Annotated in this window: 22 protein-coding genes; all 22 read left to right on the top strand. The window is 33.4% G+C overall.

The features are described from left to right. Positions 1-263 precede the first annotated feature (263 nt). The 22 genes from BK821_RS12660 to pth all read left to right on the top strand — a co-directional run bounded on the left by BK821_RS12660 (position 264) and on the right by pth (position 19,094). A complete protein-coding gene (locus BK821_RS12660; protein ID WP_046837943.1) occupies positions 264-1,607 on the top strand; it encodes an Orn/Lys/Arg family decarboxylase in 1,344 nt (447 codons plus the stop codon). 3 nt (positions 1,608-1,610) lie between these two features. Then, complete coding sequence (gene tmk / locus BK821_RS12655) at positions 1,611-2,228, top strand: dTMP kinase (protein WP_071331808.1); 618 nt, start codon at positions 1,611-1,613, stop codon at positions 2,226-2,228. Between the two features lie 27 nt (positions 2,229-2,255). Beyond that, positions 2,256-2,585, top strand: a complete 330-nt coding sequence (locus BK821_RS12650; protein ID WP_046837945.1) for a cyclic-di-AMP receptor — start codon at positions 2,256-2,258, stop codon at positions 2,583-2,585. Between the two features lie 135 nt (positions 2,586-2,720). Further along, positions 2,721-3,647, top strand: a complete 927-nt coding sequence (locus tag BK821_RS12645) for a DNA polymerase III subunit delta' C-terminal domain-containing protein (RefSeq protein ID WP_046837946.1) — start codon at positions 2,721-2,723, stop codon at positions 3,645-3,647. Positions 3,648-3,649: 2 nt separating this feature from the next. Next, the gene (locus tag BK821_RS12640) at positions 3,650-4,453 is read left to right on the top strand and encodes a PSP1 domain-containing protein (RefSeq protein ID WP_069822748.1); all 804 of its coding nucleotides are present in this window, start codon (positions 3,650-3,652) and stop codon (positions 4,451-4,453) included. 15 nt (positions 4,454-4,468) lie between these two features. Next, a complete protein-coding gene (gene yabA, locus BK821_RS12635; RefSeq protein WP_046837948.1) occupies positions 4,469-4,810 on the top strand; it encodes a DNA replication initiation control protein YabA in 342 nt (113 codons plus the stop codon). A gap of 116 nt (positions 4,811-4,926) precedes the next feature. After that, positions 4,927-5,652: a tRNA1(Val) (adenine(37)-N6)-methyltransferase gene (locus tag BK821_RS12630; protein WP_071331809.1), complete on the top strand. Its 726-nt coding sequence runs from the start codon at positions 4,927-4,929 to the stop codon at positions 5,650-5,652. Then, entirely contained in the window at positions 5,645-5,893 is a 249-nt protein-coding gene (locus BK821_RS12625; protein WP_046837949.1) for a GIY-YIG nuclease family protein, read from the top strand. The genes BK821_RS12630 and BK821_RS12625 overlap by 8 nt, the downstream gene beginning before the upstream one ends. Before the next feature lie 3 nt (positions 5,894-5,896). Continuing rightward, positions 5,897-6,730, top strand: a complete 834-nt coding sequence (rsmI, locus tag BK821_RS12620) for a 16S rRNA (cytidine(1402)-2'-O)-methyltransferase (protein ID WP_046837950.1) — start codon at positions 5,897-5,899, stop codon at positions 6,728-6,730. Positions 6,731-7,069: 339 nt separating this feature from the next. After that, positions 7,070-9,043, top strand: coding sequence for a methionine--tRNA ligase (gene metG, locus BK821_RS12615; protein ID WP_046837951.1), 1,974 nt, complete (start codon positions 7,070-7,072; stop codon positions 9,041-9,043). Positions 9,044-9,068: 25 nt separating this feature from the next. Then, on the top strand, positions 9,069-9,842 hold the full coding sequence (locus BK821_RS12610; protein WP_046837952.1) for a TatD family hydrolase: 774 nt from the start codon (positions 9,069-9,071) through the stop codon (positions 9,840-9,842). A gap of 136 nt (positions 9,843-9,978) precedes the next feature. After that, complete coding sequence (gene rnmV / locus BK821_RS12605) at positions 9,979-10,530, top strand: ribonuclease M5 (RefSeq protein WP_046837953.1); 552 nt, start codon at positions 9,979-9,981, stop codon at positions 10,528-10,530. Beyond that, entirely contained in the window at positions 10,531-11,421 is an 891-nt protein-coding gene (gene rsmA / locus BK821_RS12600) for a 16S rRNA (adenine(1518)-N(6)/adenine(1519)-N(6))-dimethyltransferase RsmA (RefSeq protein ID WP_071331807.1), read from the top strand. Positions 11,422-11,520: 99 nt separating this feature from the next. After that, on the top strand, positions 11,521-11,784 hold the full coding sequence (gene veg / locus BK821_RS12595) for a biofilm formation stimulator Veg (RefSeq protein WP_046837955.1): 264 nt from the start codon (positions 11,521-11,523) through the stop codon (positions 11,782-11,784). Positions 11,785-12,129: 345 nt separating this feature from the next. Further along, a complete protein-coding gene (ispE, locus tag BK821_RS12590; protein ID WP_071331806.1) occupies positions 12,130-12,978 on the top strand; it encodes a 4-(cytidine 5'-diphospho)-2-C-methyl-D-erythritol kinase in 849 nt (282 codons plus the stop codon). Positions 12,979-12,995: 17 nt separating this feature from the next. Further along, entirely contained in the window at positions 12,996-13,820 is an 825-nt protein-coding gene (gene purR / locus BK821_RS12585; RefSeq protein ID WP_046837957.1) for a pur operon repressor, read from the top strand. A 19-nt stretch (positions 13,821-13,839) separates the two neighbouring features. Next, a complete protein-coding gene (locus BK821_RS12580) occupies positions 13,840-14,214 on the top strand; it encodes a RidA family protein (protein ID WP_046837958.1) in 375 nt (124 codons plus the stop codon). A 64-nt stretch (positions 14,215-14,278) separates the two neighbouring features. Then, positions 14,279-14,587 carry a septation regulator SpoVG gene (gene spoVG / locus BK821_RS12575; protein WP_046837959.1) on the top strand — a complete coding sequence of 103 codons (309 nt, stop codon included), beginning with the start codon at positions 14,279-14,281 and terminating at the stop codon, positions 14,585-14,587. Between the two features lie 476 nt (positions 14,588-15,063). Beyond that, a complete protein-coding gene (gene glmU / locus BK821_RS12570) occupies positions 15,064-16,419 on the top strand; it encodes a bifunctional UDP-N-acetylglucosamine diphosphorylase/glucosamine-1-phosphate N-acetyltransferase GlmU (protein WP_071331805.1) in 1,356 nt (451 codons plus the stop codon). A gap of 153 nt (positions 16,420-16,572) precedes the next feature. After that, entirely contained in the window at positions 16,573-17,538 is a 966-nt protein-coding gene (locus BK821_RS12565) for a ribose-phosphate diphosphokinase (protein ID WP_063410344.1), read from the top strand. 133 nt (positions 17,539-17,671) lie between these two features. After that, a complete protein-coding gene (locus BK821_RS12560) occupies positions 17,672-18,310 on the top strand; it encodes a 50S ribosomal protein L25/general stress protein Ctc (RefSeq protein WP_046837962.1) in 639 nt (212 codons plus the stop codon). 211 nt (positions 18,311-18,521) lie between these two features. After that, on the top strand, positions 18,522-19,094 hold the full coding sequence (gene pth, locus BK821_RS12555; protein ID WP_046837963.1) for an aminoacyl-tRNA hydrolase: 573 nt from the start codon (positions 18,522-18,524) through the stop codon (positions 19,092-19,094).

The following is a 19,094-nucleotide window of genomic DNA, read 5'->3' as shown; positions in this document are numbered from 1 at the left end:
TTCCGCGAGAGTAGGACGTTGCCAGGCAGCATTATAGGATGCGATGAGCCGAGACCGAGAGGTCTCTTTTTTTATGCAATTTTTTATTGAGACTTTGACAGTTAACATAATATAAAAAAGAAGAGGCTTATTTCATGAGTCTCTTTTTTTGAGCATATAAAATGTTCGACTAATATTGTTATAAACTATGTTAGAATGTTAACTATTATGAACAGTTATAAAAATCAAATCTTGTATTTAGTAATAGAAAGTGGGAATATGTGATGTCAAAGCCTTTAACTAATAAGTTTAATAAATTATTGCGACAATCGCCAATTTCTCTTCATGTACCTGGTCATAAAAATATGACAATTGGTCAATTAGAGCAATTAGATTTTAAAATGGATATGACAGAAATCACGGGGTTAGATGATCTACATCAGCCAGAAGACGTTATATTAAAGAGCATGGAAGGCATATCAAAGCATCCTGACTATGAGGCTTACTATTTAGTAAATGGTACTACTTCGGGTATTTTATCAGTAATTCAAGGCTTTTCAGCCCAAAAGGGAAAATATACTATGGTGCGAAATGCACATAAGTCAGTCTTTCATGCATTGGAGCTAACCTGTCAAAATGCGCTATTACTAGAAATGGATATAAGTTTAAAGACAAATCAATATTTAGGACCTAACTTATCCAAATTACCTGACGAGATGCAAGACACTAAATTAGCAATCTTTACATATCCTAATTATTATGGTGAATGTTTTGACATATCATATACTATAATGAAATTAAAAGAGGCGGGTGTTCCAGTTTTAATAGATGAAGCACATGGAGCACATTTTGGTTTAGAAGGTTTTCCGAGTTCTTCATTAAATACTGGAGCTGATTATGTTGTGCAGTCTTATCATAAGTCATTGCCTTCACTTACAATGAGTTCTATACTTTTTATACATAAAAATGCCCCACAACGTAAAAATGTCATTAAATATTTAACTTATTTTCAATCTTCTAGTCCGTCATATTTATTGATGACAAGTTTGGAATTAGCACATGACTTTTATAAAAAATATGATAGTGCTTTGTTTTTTGAAAAGAGATACGAATTGATAAGTACATTGAAGCAGATTGGTTTGGAAGTTATTGAAGTGGATGATCCGTTAAAATTAAATATAAGTGGGAACGGCTATACAGGTTTTGAACTTCAAAAGCTTTTTGAAATGGAAAAAATATATATTGAACTTGCTGACAATAATCAAATATTATTGGTACTACCTTTATGGCATGAAGAAGATATGTATCCATTTGAATTACTGTTAGAAAGATTAAAAAATATTAATTTTGAAAAAAGAAAAGCAAATAATAAAACTGAAATAGAATACCTTACTGAAAAAGGTGTATATTATTCTGGTGAAATAGATAAGATACGTAACATAAACATTAATAAATCAGTGAATAAAATATTGGCAACACATATTGTTCCATATCCTCCAGGGATTCCTCTCATGTTTAAAGGAGAAAAAATAACTGAAAATATGGTAAAATTAATGAATTATTGGCAAGATAGTAATTTGAGAGTAGAAGGAATAAAAAATCATAAAATAGAAATTAAGGATGAATAATATATGTCAGCTTTTATAACATTTGAAGGGCCAGAGGGTTCAGGGAAAACGACAGTTATACAACAAGTAGCACAAAAACTAGGATCAGAATACAATATTGTAATGACTAGAGAACCTGGTGGTGTAAAAACTGGAGAGCAGATACGCGAACTTTTGCTTGAAGGAGATGGTATGGATGAACGCACGGAAGCCTTGTTATTCGCAGCCTCTAGACGCGAACACCTTGTAGGTAAAGTGATACCATCATTAAATGAAGGTAAGATTGTATTATGTGACCGTTATATTGATAGTTCGTTAGCTTATCAAGGCTACGCACGGGGTATAGGATTAGCAGAAGTTAAATCAATTAATGAATTTGCTATCGATGGATTGTATCCTGATATTACGATTTACCTTGATGTAAGTGTTGATATAGGACGAAAACGCATCCTGAAAAATCAGCGTGTGCAAAATCGTTTAGATCAAGAGAGTGTAAATTTTCACGAAAAAGTAGTTGAAGGTTATAAAAAAATTATTCATAATGAGTCTGAACGCTTTATCGTAATCGATGCTGATAGAAGTATAGAAGAAGTTGTAAGTGCAGCGTATGAATCTATCAGTAAATATTTAGAAAAATTATGATATAATATTGGGAAGAGGTGTTTAGTTATGAAAATGATTATAGCAATCGTACAAGATCAGGATAGCCAAGAACTTTCGGATAAACTTGTTAAACATAATTTTAGAGCAACAAAACTCGCAACAACAGGTGGATTTTTAAGAGCAGGAAATACAACGTTCTTATCTGGTGTTGAAGATGATCGTGTAGATGAAATGCTAAAGGTAATTGATGACACATGTGGAAATAGAGAACAGCTTGTTTCACCTATTACACCAATGGGTGGCAGTGCGGATTCTTATATCCCTTATCCAGTTGAAGTAGAAGTTGGAGGAGCAACGGTATTTGTAATGCCAGTTGAAGCTTTCCATCAATTCTAAAATCATGGTTGCTATATATAGTTGCCTCTCAAATTGCACTTAAATCAAAGGAGATACGAGTGATACTCTTTTGAAATGTGCTTTGTAGGGTGATTATGTATAAGCAGCCTTTTTATATAAAGGAGTATCTTTATGATGGATGAACGAGAAAGACTGACAAAAGCATACTATTCAAATAAACTATCACATGCTTATTTATTTGAGGGTGATGATGGTCAGAAAATGCAACAAGTAGCAATTGATTTTGCCAAACTTATCTTATGCAACGAGAACAACCAATGTCAGTTGAAAGTAGAATCATTAAACCATCCGGACTTTATGTATGTATCTTCTGAAGAAACAACAATAAAAAAAGATCAAGTAGAGCAATTGGTACATCATATGAATCAACTTCCAATCGAAGGAGACTATAAAGTGTATATTATAGAATCCTTTGAGAAACTGACTGTACAAGGTGAAAATAGTATTTTAAAATTTTTAGAAGAACCTCCTGAAAACACCATCGCTATTTTATTATCTACGAAGCCAGAACAAATTTTAGATACCATCCACTCAAGGTGCCAACATGTATACTTTAAGCCGATTAATAAATTGCATTTTATTGATAGATTAGTTGAACGTGATATTTCAAGACCTGTAGCTGAGTTACTAAGTACATATACGACGCAAACAGAAATAGCAGTTGCGCTTAATGAAGAAACAGATTTAACAGCACTTCGGAAAAGTATTGTTAAATGGTGTCAGTTATTACTGACAAATCGATCAATGGCACTTATTGCTATTGTAGATTTATTAAAGCAAGCTAAAAACAGACGGTTACAATTACTTACATTGGCAGCAGTTAATGGTTTCTTTGAAGATGTTATGCATGCTAAAGTAGGTATTATAGATGATGTGATCTATCAAGATTTACAAGAAGATATAAAAGGATATACTAAGAAATTAACATATAATCAGATTATTTTGATGTATGATCAAATAACTGAAGCACATAAAAAGTTGAATCAAAATGTGAATCCAACATTGGTATTCGAACAGATTGTTATAAAAGGGGTGAAATAACTATGCAAAATGTAGTGGGTATTGATTTTCAAAAATCAGGTAAAATGGAGTATTACGCGCCTAAACAATTCGATTTAAAAGTTGGTGATTGGGTCGTTGTTGAGTCTAAAAGAGGCATAGAAATGGGGCGTGTAAAGTATGAACCATTAGATGTAGCTGACGAAGATGTGATGTTGCCATTAAAACAAATTGTACGTCTTGCGACAGAAGAAGATAAGATGAAATATGAGCAAAATGAATTAGACGCTGAAGAAGCTATGAATTTATGTAAAGATACCATTCAACAGCAAAATTTAGATATGCGTTTAGTGAATTGTGAATTTACTTTAGATAAATCTAAAGTAATATTTAATTTTACTTCTGATGACCGAGTAGATTTTAGAAAACTAGTAAAGGTACTAGCTCAAAAATTAAGAACGCGTATTGAATTAAGACAAATTGGCGTGAGAGACGAAGCAAAGCTATTGGGTGGTATTGGTCCATGTGGCCGTTCGTTATGTTGTTCCACATTTTTAGGTGATTTTGAACCCGTATCTATCAAAATGGCTAAAGATCAAAATTTATCATTAAATCCAACTAAAATTTCTGGTGCTTGTGGTCGTTTAATGTGTTGTTTGAAATATGAAAATGACTATTATGAAGAAGCACGTGCGCAATTACCAGACGTTGGCGATGCGATTGAGACACCAGAAGGTAATGGCAAAGTAATAGGATTAAACATTTTAGATATTTCTATGCAAATTAAAGTAGAAGGTTTGGAACAACCATTAGAATATAAAATGGAAGAATTAGAAGCATTAAATTAGGAGGCTTTAACGACATTGAACCGTAGTGATATATTTGAAAAGCTAGCACATTTAGAAGAAAATATTAATCAAATTAATAGTGATATGTTTAATTTGAAAAATCTCACGGTCGAATTGATCGAAGAAAATGTTGCCTTACAAATAGAAAATGAAAATTTAAAAACTTTAATAGATAAAGAAGAAAAACCTAAAAAAGTGGAAAGTGGAAAAAAAGGACAATATAAACAGCCACTACGAAGTAAAGATAATTTAGCAATGTTGTATAAAGAAGGTTTTCATATCTGTAATGGTGAATTGTTTGGTAAACATAGAAAAGGTGACGATTGTTTATTTTGCTTAGAAGTTTTAAGTGAATAAGACTGATAGGGACTTTATAACAAAATAAATGCAAAGTGTGTGAGGATAAGGTGTAGTGATAGGCTTGATTATTAAGCATCGCTCGCTTATCCTTTTTTTTGGAGGTTAGTATGAACATGTTAAAAAATGGTGAAAGATTTGATTGTTTGATGAAAGAAAATCTTAAAATCATACAAAATGATGAGGTTTTTTCTTTTTCAACAGACGCATTATTACTTGCACATTTTACCAAAGTAAAGAATCGAGATAAGATATTAGATTTATGTTCCGGCAATGGTGTAATCCCTTTGCTGTTATCAGCTAAAGGTCTACAAAATATTGAAGCGATTGAGATTCAAGAACAATTAGTAGATATGGCTGAAAGAAGTATCAGTTTTAATGGTTTAGAAGAGAGGATTCATGTATACCATATGGATCTTAAACAGGCGCATAAACATTTTAAACCTTCACAATATAATGTGGTGACATGCAATCCACCGTATTTCAAAGTAAATCAGCAACATCAACATCAAAAAGATGCACATAAGATAGCACGACATGAAATCATGTGTACATTAGAAGATTGTTGTTTTGCAGCAAGACATTTATTGAAACAGGGAGGACGTTGCTTGATAGTACACAGAGCGGAACGTCTAATGGATGTCTTAAGTAGTATGAGACAGTATCAAATTGAACCAAAAAAACTTCATTTTATTTATAGTAAGCAAGGGAAGGTTGCACAAACAATAGTTGTTGAAGGTAGAAAAGGTGGTAATCAAGGACTCGATATACAAACACCTTTTTATATTTACAATGAAGATGGAACTTATACGAAAGAAATGAGAGAAATATATTATGGATAAACATTATATATATATTGTTAAGTGCAAAGACGGAAGTTTATATACGGGGTATGCAAAAGATATTGTGCAGAGAGTTGCTAAACATAATCGTGGGCAAGGCGCCAAATACACTAAAATAAGACGTCCAGTAGAGTTAGTTTATCAAGAAATGTTTGATACTAAATCGGAAGCGCTAAAAAGAGAGTATGAAATTAAAACATATTCAAGAACAAAAAAATTAGAATTAATAAGTGAGGGGTAACATATGGGGACATTGTATTTGGTAGGAACACCAATTGGAAACTTAGCGGATATTACATATAGAGCGGTGAAAATTTTAAAAGAAGTGGATTTGATTGCTTGTGAAGATACTAGAGTAAGTAAAAAATTGTGTGCACATTATGAGATATCAACACCACTTAAATCATATCATGAACATAACAAAGCACAGCAAACAGAATACTTGATAGAACAATTGCGAGAAGGCATTAGTATAGCCTTAGTATCAGATGCTGGGCTCCCACTCATAAGTGACCCAGGATATGAACTTGTAGTTGCCGCGAGAGAACATCAAATTAAAGTTGAAACTGTACCAGGTCCTAATGCAGGTCTAACAGCACTTATGGCTAGTGGGTTACCTTCCTTCACTTATACATTTCTTGGGTTTTTACCACGTAAGGAAAAGCAAAAACAAGAAATTTTAGAAAAGCGCATGTATGAAGATAGTACGCTTATTATTTATGAGTCGCCACATAGAGTAAAAGACACATTAAAAACTATCCAAAAAGTAGATAAAAATAGAAAAGTTTCATTGGGGAGAGAATTAACCAAAAAATTCGAACAAATCACAACGAGTAACGTAGATGATTTGTTAAATCAATTACAAGAAGGACTTATCCCAACAAAGGGGGAGTTTGTAGTGTTAATAGAAGGTGCTGTAGCAGTTGAAGATACCTCATGGTTCGAAGAAATGACGATAGTTGAGCATGTTAACTATTATATAGATCAAGATATGAAAACCAAAGCAGCTATTAAACAAGTCGCTGAAATTCGTCATATGAAAACAGGCGAAGTATATGATGTTTATCATAATGTTTAATAATGAAAAACAAGACTGTTTGATTTGTTACATTAACAAATCAAGACAAATAGTATGAAATGTTTATATTAACTAAAAAGCGATTAAAGCAAGAAAAAATGATGTGAAAAACTCCCATAACTCGTGTGATTTATGGTAATGTAGATAGGATAGAGATTATTAATCATATTTAAATATAAGCTGATTTGACTAATGAAAAAACTTCAATGTGAATAGTATACTATCATAGACAATTACAGTGATGAATTAATAAAATATAATGAAAACAAACGTCTGTTTCATTGAAAAAGAGAATCAATTTAGGTAAATTTAAAGCATAAGAATCGAGGAGGAACATTGATGGCGAAAGAAACATTTTATATCACTACACCAATATATTATCCGAGTGGGAATTTGCATATCGGACATGCATATACAACAACTGCTGGTGATGTAATCGCACGTTATAAAAGAATGCAAGGCTATGATGTTCGTTATTTAACAGGAACGGATGAACACGGGCAAAAAATTCAAGAAAAAGCACATAAAGCAGGAAAATCTGAATTAGAATATTTAGATGAAATGATATCTGGTATAAAAGAATTATGGAGTAAGTTAGAAATTTCTAATGACGACTTTATACGCACTACAGAAAATCGTCATAAAGAAGTTGTAGAGCAAATATTTGAACGGTTATTGTCACAAGGAGATATTTATTTAGGGGAATATGAAGGTTGGTATTCAGTTCCAGATGAAACTTACTATACTGAAACACAGTTAGTGGATCCTATTTATGAAAATGGGCAAATTATTGGTGGTAAAAGTCCAGATTCTGGTCATGAAGTAGAGCTAGTTAAAGAAGAGAGTTATTTCTTTAATCTATCTAAATACACTGACAGATTATTAGAATTTTATGATGAAAATCCTGAATTTATACAACCTCCTTCAAGAAAAAATGAAATGATTAACAACTTTATTAAGCCAGGTTTAGAAGACTTAGCTGTATCACGTACTTCATTCGACTGGGGCATTCGTGTTAAATCTAATCCTAAGCATGTTGTTTATGTTTGGATTGATGCACTTGTTAATTATATATCATCATTAGGTTATTTATCAGACGATGATGGATTATTTAAAAAATATTGGCCAGCAGATATTCATATCATGGCAAAAGAAATTGTAAGATTCCATTCAATTATATGGCCAATCCTCTTAATGGCATTAGATATCCCGCTTCCAAAGAAAGTATTTGCACATGGTTGGATTCTAATGAAAGATGGTAAAATGAGTAAATCTAAAGGAAATGTTGTTGACCCTAATGTCCTTATCGATCGTTATGGTCTAGATGCAACACGCTACTATTTAATGCGCGAGTTACCATTTGGTTCAGATGGTGTGTTTACCCCAGAAGGCTTTGTAGAACGTACAAATTATGATTTAGCTAATGATTTAGGAAACTTAGTCAACCGTACGATTTCTATGATTAATAAATACTTTGATGGTGAATTACCTGCATATCAAGGTCCAAAACATGAATTAGACGAAGAAATGGAACAAATGGCGTTAGATACTGTGAAAACATTCCATGAAAATATGGATGATTTACAATTCTCTGTAGCACTTTCTACAATTTGGAAATTGATTAGCCGTACAAATAAATATATCGATGAAACATCCCCATGGGTGTTAGCCAAAGATGAAAGCCAAAAAGAGATGTTAGGAAATGTAATGGCACATTTAGTTGAGAATATACGTATTGCAGCGGTATTATTACGCCCATTCCTTACACATGCGCCAAAACAAATCTTCGAACAATTAAATATTAATTCTCCTGAACTGGCTGAATTGAATAGTGTAGAACAATACGGTGCTTTAACGGCACCAATTATAGTGATAGGTAAGCCACAACCAATCTTCCCGCGTTTAGATAGTGACGTTGAAATTGATTATATTAAACAATCAATGCAACCACCAAAAGCAGAAGAAACAGCTGTAGAAGTGCCGAGCAAAGAACAAATCGATATTAAAGATTTTGATAAAGTTGAAATCAAAGCCGCAACGATAATTGATGCAGAGCAGGTGAAAAAATCTGATAAATTATTAAAAATACAAGTTGATTTAGACAGTGAGCAACGCCAAATCGTGTCGGGGATCGCAAAATTCTACCAACCAGAAGATATCATCGGTAAAAAAGTTGCGGTCGTAACAAACTTAAAACCTGCGAAATTAATGGGTAGAAAATCAGAAGGTATGATTTTATCTGCTGAAAAAGATGGTGTACTAACACTTGTGAGTTTACCTAATGCCATTCCTAATGGTTCAATAATTAAGTAATTAAAATTTAAGGGAGCGATATAGTATGCTAATTGATACACATGTTCATTTAAATGCCGAGCAATATGACGAGGATTTAGAAGCGGTCATTGAGCGAGCTAGAGAAAATGGGGTAGATCGTATGTTTGTGGTGGGCTTTGACACACCTACAATTGAACGTACGATGGAACTTATTGATCAATATGAATTTATCTATGGCATAATCGGATGGCACCCTGTAGATGCAATTGATTGTACAGAAGAGCGTTTAGAATGGATAGAACAACTTGCTTCCCATCCTAAAGTAATCGGTATAGGTGAGACAGGATTGGACTATCATTGGGATAAGTCTCCTAAAGATATACAACAAGCTTTATTCAGAAAGCAAATTGCTTTAGCTAAACGTGTTAATCTGCCAATTATCATACACAATAGAGAAGCAACGCAAGATTGTGTTGATATATTAAAAGAAGAGCACGCAGAAGAAATTGGTGGTATTATGCATAGCTTTAGTGGTTCTCCTGAAATTGCAGATGATGTAATTAATAAATTGAATTTCTATGTATCATTAGGCGGTCCTGTTACATTTAAAAATGCGAAGCAACCAAAAGAGGTAGCAAAGCATGTCCCGTTCGATAGACTATTAGTTGAAACAGACGCACCATTTCTATCACCACATCCATATAGAGGTAAAAGAAATGAACCTGTACGTGTGACGCTTGTAGCTGAGCAAATCGCTGAATTACGTGGTGTGAGTTATGAGGAAGTTTGCCAACAAACAACTAAAAATGCAGAACAATTGTTTAAATTAAAGGCATAGAGATAGAACAAGAAAGATGTCGGTCTGAGATGTGGCTTAGTTTTTAGAGCGAATACTAAGTGGAAACCATTATTGGCACCGGCGTCTTTTTATTTTTACCAAAATCGAATGAAATTTATGAAAGGTGAAACAATAAATGAAGATAAATGAATTTATTGTAGTAGAAGGTAGAGACGATACCGAGCGAGTTAAAAGAGCTGTCGAATGTGACACGATTGAAACAAACGGCAGCGCAATTAATAAAGAGATTTTAGATGTAATCGCACAGGCTTTTGAGACGAGAGGTGTTATCGTTTTTACTGATCCAGATTTCCCGGGTGATAAAATACGAAACACGATTCAGAAAAATATACCTGGTGTGAAACATGCGTATATAGATAAAGAAAAAGCAAAGAACAAACGTGGTAAAATTGGCGTAGAAAATGCAAAACTTTCCGATATCAAAGAAGCGCTAATGAATGTAAGTACGCCTTTTGAAGAAGGATCCGAAACGATTAGTAAAGAAGTGTTAGTTGATTTAGGATTAATAGTTGGAAAAGATGCGCGAAGAAAGAGAGAAATCCTTGGACGCAAGCTACATATCGGACATTCTAATGGTAAACAGTTAATAAATAAACTCAATGCATTTGGTTATACAGAAATGGACGTTAGAAATGCATTAAGTGATAATGAAGGAAGTGAAATGTAAATGGATATTAAAGATATTGCTACGCCATCCCGCACAAAAGCACTGCTTAATCAATATGGTTTTAACTTCAAAAAAAGTTTAGGTCAAAACTTTTTAATTGATGTTAATATTATTCATAACATTATTGACGCAAGTGATATAGATGAAAATACTGGTGTAATAGAGATTGGACCTGGAATGGGATCGTTAACTGAACAATTGGCTAAAAGTGCGAAAAAAGTTATTGCATTTGAGATTGATCAACGTTTGATTCCTGTGCTTAAAGATACCATGTCCCCTTATGATAATGTGATAGTTATTAATGAAGATATATTAAAGGCTAACATTGCGCAGTATGTATCTGATAATCTTGCAGATTGTGACAAGATTATGGTTGTTGCAAACTTGCCGTATTACATTACAACGCCTATATTACTTAATTTAATGCAACAGCGCTTACCGATTGATGGTTATGTCGTGATGATGCAAAAAGAAGTAGGCGAAAGATTAAATGCACAGGTAGGAACGAAAGCATATGGATCATTATCAATTGTTGCACAATACTATACAGAAACAAGTCAAGTATTGACTGTGCCGAAATCAGTATTTTTACCACCACCCAATGTAGACTCAATTGTTGTGAAACTAATGAAACGGGATGTGCCACAAGTTGAAGTAGACAATGAGGATAAATTTTTCAAAATGACTAAATCTGCCTTTAGCCAAAGACGAAAAACGATAAATAATAACTACCAAAGTTTGTTCGTTGAAGGAAAAAACAAGAAAGAAGTTATTTTAAAATGGTTAGAAACAAGTGGTATAGATCCAATACGTCGTGGAGAAACGCTTTCAATAAAAGAATTTGCAAATTTATATAATGAATTGAAAAATTTCCCAGAATTAGAATTTTAAATTATTGACAAGTACGCTTTACCTTGCTAAAATTGATGTTTTGTTTGACAAAAACACGCTATTTGTGTTATTATACATCTTGTAGCGAGGTGGAGCAATATGCCAAAATCTATTGGAGACATCAAAAATAAACTTGATTGTCAATTAGGAAATCGTATTGTACTAAAAGCGAATGGTGGACGCAAAAAAACTATTGAACGTAGTGGTGTGTTAAAAGAAACATATCCTTCAGTATTTGTTGTTGAGCTAGATCAAGATAAACATAATTTTGAGCGTGTGTCATATACATACACTGATGTTTTGACTGAAAACGTACAAGTTTCTTTCGAAGAAGATAATCATCATGAAGCAGTTGCACACTAAATAATAGTGATATAAAGTAAAGTTTGGCTACAAAGTCGAACTTTTTAATTTTAACTTTAATATTATAATGATAGATAAAAAGGTATGTTGGCGCAATTACGCTGACATACCTTTTTCTTTGCCCTGATTTATCAAGTGGTTATAATTTTATTGAAAACTAAGTATGTTGTAGAATAATAAATTAAGAAATGATTTTACAATCCTTCATAATTTATAATTATATAGCAATATAAATTACTAAGAATGATGTTGTAACAGATTTAGTTTTAAAAAACTGACAAATCAACTATAACAATATGTTAAAATCATTTTATTACCATATCGAAATTGAAAGAGGGTGGGCATATGATTTATGAAACAGCTCCGGCTAAGATTAATTTCACGCTGGACACACTCTTTAAACGAGATGATGGTTTTCATGAAGTTGAAATGATTATGACAACAATAGATTTAAATGATCGTTTGTCATTTGAACTACGTAAAGACAATAAAATTGTTGTCGATGTAGAGCAAACTTATGTTCCCTCCAATAGTAAAAATTTAGCATATAAAGCTGCAGAATTAATGAAGAAGAATTATAATTTAGAACAAGGTGTTACAATCAGCATAGATAAAAATATACCGGTATCAGCTGGTCTTGCTGGTGGTTCAACAGATGCTGCAGCGACAATGAGAGGGATGAATCGCCTATATAATTTGAATCGTCCATTAGAAGAATTGTGTGAACTTGGAGTTACCATAGGTACGGATATTCCATTTTGTGTTTTTGGGAAAACGGCATTGTGTAAAGGGAAAGGTGAACAAATTAACTTTCTGAATAAGCCGCCTTCAGCGTGGGTGGTTGTGGCCAAACCCAATATAGGAATATCATCACCTGAGATTTTTAAAATGTTAGATTTAAAACAAACACATAATGTCGATACTAAAGCGTGCGAATCAGCTTTAAATACAGGAGATTATGAACTGCTATGTAAGAGTCTTTCAAATCGATTGGAACCTATCTCGAATCAGCTGTGTCCTGAGATTTTAAAAATAAAAGAGAATATGTTAGATAACGGTGCAGATGGTGCTATGATGAGTGGAAGCGGTCCGACTGTTTATGGTCTCACACAAAAAGAACGACAAGCAAGACATGTATACAATGCTGTCAATGGCTGTTGTAATGAAGTATATATAGTAAGATTATTAGGATAAGAGAAGGGATGAGTTTAATGCGCTATAAAAGAAGTGAACGAATTGTATATATGACTCAATATTTAATGAATAATCCAAATAAATTGATACCTTTAACTTATTTTGTTCAAAAATTTAAACAGGCGAAATCGTCAATAAGTGAAGACGTCCAAATTATTAAAACGACTTTTCAAATGGAAAAACTTGGGACAGTTATTACGACAGCTGGAGCGAGTGGTGGAGTTACATATAAACCTGAGATGAGCAAAGAAGAAGCAAGTGAAGTTGTAGAAGACATTATTGAGCAGCTTCAAGAAAAAGACCGCTTGTTACCAGGAGGGTATTTATTCTTATCAGATTTAATGGGAAACCCGACTTTGCTCAATAGAGTGGGTAAATTGATTGCTACATTGTATATGGATGAAGAGCTAGATGCTATCGTAACGATTGCTACGAAGGGGATTTCTCTTGCTAATGCAGTAGCTAATGTATTGAATATACCAGTCGTGGTCATTAGAAAAGATAATAAAGTGACTGAAGGTTCAACAGTATCAATAAATTACGTATCTGGTTCTTCACGAAAAATTGAGACAATGGTTCTTTCAAAGAGAACTTTACCTGAAAATTCAAACGTACTTGTGGTCGATGATTTCATGAGAGCTGGTGGCTCTATCAACGGCGTAATGAATTTAATGAATGAGTTTAAAGCTCATGTGAAAGGGGTATCGGTACTAGTAGAATCAAAAGAAGTTAAGCAAAGGTTAATTGAAGATTATACTTCCTTAGTGAGATTATCTGATGTAGACGAATACAATCAGGAATTTAAGGTAGAAAAAGGTAACAGTTTAAATAAATTTACTTAAAGGAGCGATTAACGGCACCATGAAAACAATTAATACAAACAAGGCGCCTGAAGCGTTAGGTCCATACTCACATGCAACACAAATTAATGGTCTAGTGTTCACATCTGGACAAATCCCATTAAATTTAGATGGCGAAATTGTCAGTGATGATGTAAAAGAACAGACAAAACAAGTCTTAGAGAATTTAAAGGTTGTTTTAGATGAAGCTGGATCTGACATAGATTCAGTTATTAAAGCTACTATTTTTATTGCTGATATGAATGAATTTCAAAATATAAACGAAGTTTATGGCAAATACTTTGACAATCATCAACCAGCAAGAAGTTGTGTTGAGGTAGCAAGGTTACCTAAAGATGTTAAAGTAGAAATCGAAGTAATAGCAGAAGTTAAGTAAGGATTTATAATTTTTGATGAAATTGTTAAGCTTCTAACAAAGAGATACTAGGGGGGCTCACTACATGAAAGTGACAGATGTAAGACTTAGAAAGATACAAACAGATGGAAGAATGAAAGCGCTCGTTTCAATCACTTTAGATGAATCATTTGTGGTTCATGATTTACGTGTCATTGAAGGCAACACAGGTCTATTCGTCGCAATGCCAAGTAAACGTACACCAGATGGTGAATTCCGAGACATCGCGCATCCAATTAACTCAGAAATGAGACAAGAAATACAAGATGCAGTGATGAAAGTATATGAAGAAACTGATGAGGTTATTCCTGATAGAAATGCACAACCATCAGAAGACTCTGGCGAAGAAGCTTAATAAAATTTGTGATAATCATTATAATTCAAATATTATATAAAAAGAAGATTGAACTTCTGTTTGACAGAAATTCAATCTTCTTTTTTGTGGAAAAGTAAAGTGAATTATAATTTTTTTAATTTAATGTAAACGTGTAAAGGTGACAAAAATTATCTGTTATATAATTATATTTAATATGTCCGACAAAACAATTATAAATTTGGATTTATTCATTTCTAAATAATGAATAGAAATACATATTAAAGCATATATTGATAAAATGTAGTAAATGATTATAGCAGAATGAGAAAAATATTGTACATTAATGAAGCGTTTTCTAATACTTATAAAGATGACAAATAGTAAATGGAATAATTTGGTTTATGACGATCTCAATTTTCTTATTATTTAATATTGACGCTTTGAGCCTTGAAAGTGGGGCTAGCGTTAAATTATAATAAGGAGGAAGTGTATATTTTAATGGAGGGTTAACATACATGCAAAGACGTGCAATAGTACTCGCAGCTGGCAAGGGTACACGTATGAAATCAAAGAAATACAAAGTACTACATGAAGTTGCAGGCAAATCGATGATTGAACATGTTGTTGATAACGTTAAGCGATCTGGAGTAGAACAACTTGTAACAATTGTTGGTCATGGCGCAGAAAGCGTGAAAGAAACTTTAGGTGACGCGTCACTTTATAGTTTTCAAGAAGAGCAATTAGGAACTGCACATGCTGTGAAAATGGCGAGTGAACATTTACAAGATAAACAAGGCACAACGCTTGTTGTCTGTGGTGATACACCATTAATTACTACAGAAACATTAAAAGCTTTAGTTGATCACCACGAGCAAAATCAAGCACAAGCTACAGTATTATCTGCTACAGCACCAAATCCATTTGGATATGGGCGCATTCTTCGTGATTCAGATAACCATTTAGTTAAAATCGTTGAACAAAAAGACGCAACAGAGAATGAAAGAGAAATTAATGAAATTAGTTCTGGTATTTTTGCTTTTGATAATCAAGTACTATTTGATAAATTAAATCATGTGAAAAATGATAATGTACAAAGTGAATACTATTTGCCAGATGTACTTTCATTAATTTTAGAAGATAAAGGTAGCGTTGAAGTATATCATACAGACGATTTTGATGAAATTATGGGTGTGAATGACAGATTGATGTTGAGCGAAGCTGAAAGTGCATTTAGACAGCGCATCAATGAATATCATATGAAAAATGGTGTAACGATTATTGACCCAGCAACTACTTATATTGGTGTAAACGTGAAGATTGGTGAGGATACTGTAATTGAACCAGGCGTGAAGCTTGTAGGTTATAGTGAAATTGGTGAAGACGTTATCATTGGACAATATACAGAAATTACAAACAGTAGTATCGGATCTAATGTTACAATTAAGCAGTCAGTCATCAATGAATCCAATGTGGATGATTATGCAACAGTTGGACCGTTTGCTCAATTACGACCAGGCGCTGATCTTGGTAAGAAAGTGAAAGTCGGTAATTTCGTTGAAGTTAAAAAATCGATAATTAAAGACGGTGCTAAAGTACCTCATTTAAGTTATATTGGTGATGCTGAAATAGGTGAACGTACAAATATTGGCTGTGGCTCAATTACAGTTAACTATGATGGCATTAATAAATTCAAGACAAGTATCGGTGATGATGTATTTATAGGTTGTAATACAAATCTTGTTGCGCCTGTAACGTTAGGAAATCGTGCTTTTGTAGCGGCAGGCTCTACTATAACTGATAACGTGCCAAATGATAGTCTGGCATTAGGAAGAGCCAAACAAACGACTAAAGAAGGTTATTTGAAAAAATAAAATGCACAACGTTTAGATAATTAAGCTACAACTGTTAAACTCAATGTAACTAAATTTGTTACGAACTTGGAAGCTTTTATGTTGATAAATAATATAATGTTGCCTTGTATATATAAATTAAACTAATTGAATGAATTAATTGGAGGACTATAAATGTTAAACAATGAGTACAAGAACTCTGCTTTGAAAATATTTTCTTTGAAAGGAAATGAACCGTTAGCCCAAGAAGTAGCAGATCATGTTGGAATTGAACTTGGAAAGTGTTCTGTAAAACGTTTCAGCGATGGAGAAATTCAAATCAATATAGAAGAAAGCATTCGTGGTTGCGATGTATTTATTATTCAACCTACTTCAAATCCAGTCAACTTGCATTTAATGGAATTATTGATAATGATAGATGCTTGTAAACGTGCATCAGCAGCGAATATTAATATCGTTGTACCTTATTATGGATATGCACGTCAAGATAGAAAAGCGCGTAGTCGTGAGCCGATTACTGCTAAATTAGTAGCAAACTTAATCGAAACGGCTGGGGCAGATCGTATGATTGCATTAGATTTACATGCGCCACAAATTCAAGGGTTCTTTGATATTCCAATTGATCATTTAATGGGTGTGCCAATCTTAGCGGAATACTTCAAAAATGATACAAATCTTGATCTTGAAGAGTGTGTTGTAGTTTCTCCAGACCATGGTGGTGTGACAAGAGCACGTAAACTCGCAGACATCCTTAAAACCCCAATTGCTATTATTGATAAACGTCGTCCAAAACCAAACGTAGCAGAGGTTATGAATATTGTTGGTGATATCGATGGGCGTACAGCTATTATTATCGATGATATTATCGATACAGCAGGTACAATTACATTGGCAGCACAAGCATTAAAAGATAAAGGGGCAAAAGACGTATATGCATGTTGTACTCACCCTGTCCTATCTGGTCCAGCAAGAGAACGTATCGAAAATTCAGCAATTAAAGAGTTAGTAGTAACGAATTCAATTCAATTAGAAGATAGTCGTAAACCAAATAATACAAAAGAATTATCGGTAGCAGGTTTATTATCACAGGCAATCATTCGCGTATATGAACGTGAATCTGTTAGTGTGCTATTTGACTAAAAAACATAACGAATGTATAATGGTTTCGTTCGTGATTTAGCGAGCACTGAAAATAAACACTTGCAAGCAACGATAAGTTGATGGGTAAGTGAGGGGCTCTTTTAAAGAGCAAAGATGAAAGGTGGAAATGAATATGACTGCATTAAAGTCAATTATTCGTCAAGGTAAACAAACACGTTCTGACCTTAAAACATTAAGAAACACTGGTAAAGTACCTGCAATCGTTTATGGTTTCGGTACAAAAAATACTTCTGTTAAAGTAGACGAAGTAGAATTTATCAAAGTTATCCGTGAAGTTGGACGTAACGGTGTTATCGATTTAGGCGTAGGTTCTAAAACTATTAAAGTAATGGTTTCAGACTACCAATTCGATCCACTTAAAAACCAAATCACTCACATTGATTTCTTAGCAATCAATATGACTGAAGAACGTACTGTTGAAGTACCAGTTCAATTAGTAGGAGAAGCAGCAGGAACTAAAGAAGGTGGCGTTGTTGAACAACCATTATTCAACCTTGAAGTTACAGCTACTCCTGATAACATTCCTGAAACAATTGAAGTTGAAATTAGTGAATTAAACATTAACGATAGTATTTCAGTAGCAGATATTAAAGTATCAGGCGACTTTACAATCGAAAATGAAGGCACTGATTCAGTAGTAACTGTAGTTGCTCCAACTGAAGAACCAACTGAAGAAGAAATCGAAGCAATGGAAGGCGATTCAGAAACTGCTGAGCCTGAAGTTGTAGGCAAAGAAAAAGAAGAAGAATAATATTTCTACTCTTTAAATTTTCTTGCGCATTGACGCTGTCAATGTTATAGCATCTTATAAAAAAGCACCGTGCTTAATACGTTAAGCAGGTGCTTTTTTATGTTATTATAGTGAATGATACGGAAAATAATTTGTGTGTGTACATACGAATGTACAAGCTTTTTATAAAAAAAGCGCTATAAAAGTGAGAACAACAATTGGAGGTAACATAATGAAATGTATTGTAGGTCTAGGCAATATAGGTAAACGCTTTGAACAAACAAGACATAATATTGGTTTTGAGGTTATAGATTATATGTTAGACCAAAACCAATTCAAGTTAGATAAGCAAAAGTTTAAAGGTGCCTATACTATTGAACATATTGCAGGAGAGAAAGTGATGTTTATCGAACCGATGACAATGATGAATCTATCCGGAGAAGCAGTAGGTCCATTGATGAAATATTACAATATTGAAATTGATGAATTATTAGTGTTGTATGATGACTTAGATTTACCACAAGGCGAAATACGTTTAAGACAAAAAGGTAGTGCTGGTGGTCATAATGGTATGAAATCAATTATTCAAGTATTGGGAACAGATGAATTTAAGCGTATTCGCATTGGGGTAGACCGTCCATCAAATGGTATGGCAATTGTTGACTATGTATTGCAAAAATTTTCAAAACAAGAAATGGAAACGATGGATAAAGTAATAGACCATTCTGCACGTGCGGTTGAAGCTTTTATAGAAAGTTCTAGATTTGATCGTGTGATGAATGAATATAATGGTGAAGTCAATTGA

This window comes from Staphylococcus sp. LCT-H4 (assembly GCF_001866145.1).
GTDB classification, from domain to species: Bacteria; Bacillota; Bacilli; order Staphylococcales; family Staphylococcaceae; genus Staphylococcus; species Staphylococcus succinus.
Note: the sequence above shows the minus strand (reverse complement) of the source record. Positions and strands in the feature narration are given on the sequence as shown.